We start from the raw sequence: 1,751 nt of genomic DNA, 5'->3' as shown, positions 1-1,751 counted from the left end.
CAGAAACCTGATAGTAGGCCTGTACAACTTGGGTAACCTAGCAATAGATAGAATAGCCCAATGCCTCGACGGGAAGTGTGTATAGGTAAATCAGGCATGACCAAGGGAAAGAGCAACGTCTTACCTCGGGAGAGCTCATTGCCTGTCTCAGATGAGACCAACACAGCAGTGATGTTGTGTGATGGGCAATGAGAAGTCAGCAGAAGGCATAGTACTTTGAGGAAGTACAACTCAAAGGAAGGCCAGAACTGAATATATCAAGAAGCAGTCACTATTTACTCAATGATGTGGAGTCATAGCAAGATGGAAAACATCTCTACGTCCCAATAGGCAATACCGCAAGTAAAGCTCATGGTCACGAAGAATGACAAGCATGATCGGCGTAGAAAGGAGGACGAGTCTTGGTGACCCCCACTCCGCTGATGGAACAAATCAGCTCCTCAGCGAATTTGAACCATGCCCTTCGACGCGTGAAGAAGAACAAGGGGTGCGCAGGTGTCGACAGACTCGACATCACAGCGACCATCTCTAAACTTCGACAAGCTTCAAATGGGCAAGCGCTCCGCCAGAGTCTTCTGGACGGAAGCTACCAACCTCAACCAGTTCTGGGTGTAGAAATCCCCAAGCCGAATGGTGGCGTCAGGCAATTAGGTATCCCTACGGTACTGGATAGGATAGTCCAACAGGCGATCACATCAGTACTGTCAGAGCTCTATGAGCCGACGTTCTCCAACAGCAGCTACGGGTTCAGGCCGAACCGCAGTGCGCATCATGCGCTTGCGGCAGCAAGCCGCTATATCAGAGAAGGGCGGGGTTATGTAGTGGATATCGATCTAGCCAAATACTTCGACACGGTGAACCATGATAGGCTGATGCACAGATTATCTAAGGACATTAGTGATAAACGAGTATTAAAGCTCATCAGGTCCTATCTACAGGCAGGCTTAATGCGAGATGGGTTAGTAGAGCGAAGACAACGAGGAACACCACAGGGTGGGCCATTATCTCCGTTACTTTCCAATATTGTATTAGATGAACTGGACAAAGAGTTAGAGCGAAGAGGGCATAAGTTCTGTCGATATGCAGATGACTGTCAAATCTACGTTCGTAGTGAGGAAGCCGCCCATCGAGTCAAAGAGTCGATAACGGAGTTCTTGGAGCAGAAGCTAAAGCTCACGGTAAATCGTGAGAAAAGTGCAGCAACAAGAGTGACGGAGCGAGCTTACCTAAGCCATAGCTTCAAGATAGACGGAACCCTCCAGATATCAAAATCGGCACAAGCTCAAATGAAGAAGCGAGTGCGGAAAATAACGAAGCGAAATCGAGGTCGAGAGTTGTCGGTAATCCTCACCGAGTTAACCCAATACCTACGAGGTTGGCAGCACTACTTCAAGCTCGCCATAGGTCAAAGTGCGATGCAGCGCTTAGACGAATGGATACGGCGTCGGTTGAGATGCTACCGCCTGAAACAGCGCAAACGCAGATACAGCATAGCGACATGGTTACAACGACAAGGTGTAACAGAGCGAAATGCGTGGAAGCTGGCGATGTCAGATAAAGGGTGGTGGCGCTTAGCACTCTCGCCCCAGTTGAATCACGCAATGCCAATCAAATGGTTCGAGGAGAGGGGGCTTTACTCATTGAGAGATGGGTATGAGTCACTAAAAGTGTATTCGGAACCGCCGTATGCGACCCACGCTTGTACGGTGGTGTGAGAGGACGGAGGCCGTGAGGCCTCCTCCTACTCGATT

General features: G+C 49.5%; 1 protein-coding gene. It reads left to right on the top strand.

What is annotated here, in order from left to right; translation table 11 throughout:
* Positions 1–422 precede the first annotated feature (422 nt).
* Positions 423–1,715 carry a group II intron reverse transcriptase/maturase gene (gene ltrA, locus UF06_RS03670; protein ID WP_045569234.1) on the top strand — a complete coding sequence of 431 codons (1,293 nt, stop codon included), beginning with the start codon at positions 423–425 and terminating at the stop codon, positions 1,713–1,715.
* Positions 1,716–1,751 lie beyond the last annotated feature (36 nt).

It is taken from the genome of Vibrio sp. S234-5 (assembly GCF_000960595.1).
Classification (GTDB): domain Bacteria; phylum Pseudomonadota; class Gammaproteobacteria; order Enterobacterales; family Vibrionaceae; genus Vibrio.
Note: the sequence above shows the minus strand (reverse complement) of the source record. Positions and strands in the feature narration are given on the sequence as shown.

What these genes read in the sequence shown, in the direction of transcription:
- ltrA (WP_045569234.1), top strand. Translation starts at nt 423, where the DNA reads ATGGAACAAATCAGCTCCTCAGCGAATTTGAACCATGCCCTTCGACGC.